This is a genomic window from Luteimonas kalidii (genome assembly GCF_029887935.1).
GTDB lineage: Bacteria > Pseudomonadota > Gammaproteobacteria > Xanthomonadales > Xanthomonadaceae > Luteimonas > Luteimonas kalidii.
Genome location: NZ_JARXRO010000004.1, coordinates 1 through 3,527, shown reverse-complemented (window position 1 = coordinate 3,527; position 3,527 = coordinate 1). Strand labels below are relative to the sequence as shown.

Below are 3,527 nucleotides of genomic sequence, written 5' to 3'. Positions count from 1 at the left end.
TCGGTGCGGCGCGACAGGTCGCTGTTGCCCGAGGCGATCTCGCTTGCTGCGGCATTGATCGCGTCGCTGCCGCTGCGGATCTGGCCGACGATCTCCGACAGCCGGTCCATGGTGGCATTGGCGTTGTCGCGCATGGTCGCGAACACGCCGTGGAAGTCGCCATCCATGCGCGTGGTGAGGTTGCCTTCCGCCAGCGCACTCAACACGTCCGAGACCTGCGACAGGCTCGCGGCATTGGCGTCGAGCAGGCTGTTGAGCTGTTCGGCCAGCTGCAGCAGGAAGCCGGCCTTGTCGTCGGTGCGGACGCGGCCCGACAGATCGCCCGAGGCGGCAGCCGCGACGATGCGCGAGACCTCGGCTTCGACCGCGATCTCCGCCGTGCGGTCGGCCCATTCGACCACGAAGCCTTCCTGTCCGCCGTCCGCGTCCAGGATCGGGTTGATGACCAGCTGCATCGTGCGCCCTCCGACGTGGATCTGGGCACGGTGGGTGCTTTGCAGGCGCGCCAGCATCGTCGCCTGGTGTTCGGGCGCGCGGTGGAAACCGTCGATGTTGCTGCCGACCAGCGCCGCGGCATCGAACTCCGGCAGGTCGCGCCGGATATCTTCCTGCACGTCCGACATCATCTTCTGCAGCGGACCATTGATGTAGACGATGTTGCGATTGGTGTCTGCGATCATCACGTTGGTGCTGACGCTTTCCAGCGCGGTGCGGATGCGCAGGTTCTCGCTGGCGATCGCCTGGTCGCGCTCGATGCGCTCGCGCAGGTCGTGCTGCATGCGCTGCATGGCGCGCAGCAGGTCGCCGATCTCGTCGGCGCGGCGGGTATCGATGTGGCTGTCGAGCTTGCCGCCGGCGACGTCATTGGCCACCGACACGGCCTCGCGCGCGGCGCGGGTCAGGTTGCGCGCCATCAGCCAGGCGATCGCCAGGCCGACGCCGATGCCCGCCAGCAGCAGGATCAGCAGCAGCACGCTGGAGCTGGCATAGGCGCCGCGCGCATCGGCGCGCGAAGCGAGGGCGACCTGGTTGGCCTCGTCGGCCAGCGCGGCGAGCGCGGTGCCGGCGGCGTCGTGCAGCCGGCTGGTCTCGCCGATGAAGGTGTCGGTGGCGTCGTCGGGCAGCTCCAGGTCGAGCATTTCGTTGACCGAAGCGTAGGAGACGCGGGCGGCTTCCCAGGCCGTCACCAGCTCCGCAAGCGTGCGCTGCTCGTCGGGCGTGGTGGCGTAGCGCTTGTAGGCCTCGAGGTTCTTGGCGATCCGGGCGTCGATCTCCACCGCGCGCTGGCGGGCCTGTTGCTTGACCGCCTCGCTGGCACGGACCAGGCCGCGGTAGGACGCGGTGCGGTACTCGCCCAGCAGCGCGCGCGTTTCACCCACCAGGGTGACGCTGGGCAGCACGTCGTCGGCCAGGCCCGTGGTCACGTTGTCCATCGAGCGCAGGCCGGTATACGCGCCGATGCCCTGGACGAGCATGATGAGCAGGACCACGCCGAACGCCAGCATCAGCCTGGGCGCAAGCTTGAGATTCGAGAACCGGTGCATGAGGACTCCGCCTGTCGGTATTGGGAAAAGCAGCCCGGCCGCTAGGCGCGGCCGGGCGGGGGCGTCACTTGATCTGCGCGAGCTTGATGTCGCCGGGCGAGCTCACCGCGATCTCGGCGCGGCTGGCATCGCGCTGGATCGTGCCCAGCACGCACACGTCCTTGCCTTCCAGTTCCTCCGGCGTGGGCTTGAACTTGCCACGCTGCTCGTGGGAGATGCGCGCGGAGAACGTGTGGCGCGGGAACGCACCGCCCATGTGCAGGAACGTGGGCTGGCCTTCGGAATTCTCGGCATAGCGGGTCTTCTCGACCTTGCCGCAGACCATGCCGGTCTGGCCGACGTGGCGGCTGGCCTGTTCGGGGCGGATGGCATCCTGGGCGGACGCGCTGCATGCGCAGGCGCCGAGGATCAGGAGAGCGGTGAGGCGGAAGGTCCGGTGGATCATCTGTCTGTACTCCGATGGGGGGCCTGTGGGGCACGCCGGCGAGCGCGCCTGTCGATCCACTAGCGGCCGCGCGGCGGCAGACTTTAGGGCGGCGTGAAGACTTCGCGGTCGGGCGTGCGCCACCGCGCGCCGTGTCGCGGAACGCGGCCGGCTCGGTCGCGGTGGGGCCCCGACGTCGACGGGCCTGCACCCGCGGCCCGTGCGCCGTGGTCAGCCGCCGCGCCGGAGCCGCGCGTTGCGCTGCCGCTCGATCTGGAAGATGTACTGCATCAACTGCTGCTCGATGGCCGCCGGCAGGTCGATGAAGCGGCAGCCGGCACGCCAGTGCGGCACGCCCCGGACGTCGTGCCGGGCGACGTAGGCCACCTCGAGCGCGACCGGTATGGGGGTCGCGTCCCCCAGGCGCAGCAGGCAGGGCGACACGCGTGCGTTCGCCTCGAAGCCGGCTTGGGCGCCATCGGGGATCGCGAGCGCGATGCCACCGCCGCTGATGTCCAGCACCCGCAGGCCGGGTGCCTCGGGGTCGGGCGGGTGGTGGGCATCGCCCGCATGCAGGGTGGCCTGCGCGGTCGGCGAGCACGGCAGGCGGTAGGTCTCGCGGCGCTGGAGCCGCAGCAGCACGTCGGGCCAGGCGGTGGTGAACGCCACGTAGTCCTCGTGCACGATCCGCTGCGGTGCCGTCAGCCGGAACCGGATCGGCACGAGGTCCAGCTGGGCGCTGCACACCATCCGGCTGGCCGCCGCCATGCGCTGGTTCATCGCCTCGTCGCGGTTGCCGTCGAGCACCAGGGTGCCGTCGTCGTGCACGGCCAGCAGCGCGGTCGGACAGGCGTGGCCGCCGGGCACCAGACTGGCGCTGATCAGCGCGCGCGCTTCCAGCAGGCCGCGCAGGACCTGCGCGATCGCGAGCGGCTCGTGCAGCGAGAACTGCGACTGTTCCTCGTCGTCGAGCAGGTGCGAAAGGTCGTCGACGGCGGGCATCATCCGGAGGCTGCAGGTCTGTCGCTGGCGTTAACGGCCGTGGCGGGCCGCAGTTGAGCGGTGCGCGGCATACCCGATGGTTCCTCAGCCCGTGGCGGCGAATGCGAACGGGCGGCCGTGGCCGCCCGTCGCGCGTCCGGGATGGGCGTGCCCGGTCAGAACTCCTGCCACTCGCCCGCGACCTCGGCGACGACGTTCGCGCCGGCGGTGTCGCGGGGACGGGTCGCCGTCGCGCGCCCGGTGCGCTGCGGGGGCACCGCTACGGCCCGGGTGGCGCCGGTCGGCGTCGCCATCCGTGGTCCCACGGCGGGCGGAGCGCTCGTGGGAGTCGTGGCGGCCGCCGCTGCACCCGCCCGGGTGCGGAAGATCGCCACCGTTCGCACCAGGTCGCCGGCATGGCCTTCCATTGCGCGCGCCGCCGCCGTGGCCTCCTCGACCAGCGCGGCGTTCTGCTGGGTGCCTTCGTCCATCTGGGTGATCGCCACGTTGACCTGCTCGATGCCCGAGGACTGCTCCTGCGAAGCGGCCGAGATGTCGGCGATGATGTCGGTGACCCG

3 protein-coding genes and 1 pseudogene are annotated in these 3,527 nt (G+C 71.0%); all 4 read right to left on the bottom strand.

The annotated features are described in order from the left end of the window. On the bottom strand, positions 1 to 1,544 hold a 1,544-nt coding region (locus QFW81_RS00650), incomplete at its 3' end, for an MCP four helix bundle domain-containing protein (RefSeq protein WP_280576628.1). A 64-nt stretch (positions 1,545 to 1,608) separates the two neighbouring features. Further along, a complete protein-coding gene (locus tag QFW81_RS00645; protein WP_280576627.1) occupies positions 1,609 to 1,989 on the bottom strand; it encodes a hypothetical protein in 381 nt (126 codons plus the stop codon). 210 nt (positions 1,990 to 2,199) lie between these two features. Then, the gene (locus QFW81_RS00640) at positions 2,200 to 2,970 is read right to left on the bottom strand and encodes a flagellar brake protein (protein ID WP_280576626.1); all 771 of its coding nucleotides are present in this window, start codon (positions 2,968 to 2,970) and stop codon (positions 2,200 to 2,202) included. Positions 2,971 to 3,125: 155 nt separating this feature from the next. Continuing rightward, a pseudogene (locus tag QFW81_RS00635) lies at positions 3,126 to 3,527 on the bottom strand (methyl-accepting chemotaxis protein); the annotation flags it as partial.

Bases quoted from the DNA above. Each gene is read 5' to 3' on its own strand.
- QFW81_RS00640 (WP_280576626.1), bottom strand. From the start codon at position 2,970: ATGCCCGCCGTCGACGACCTTTCGCACCTGCTCGACGACGAGGAACAG.
- QFW81_RS00645 (WP_280576627.1), bottom strand. From the start codon at position 1,989: ATGATCCACCGGACCTTCCGCCTCACCGCTCTCCTGATCCTCGGCGCC.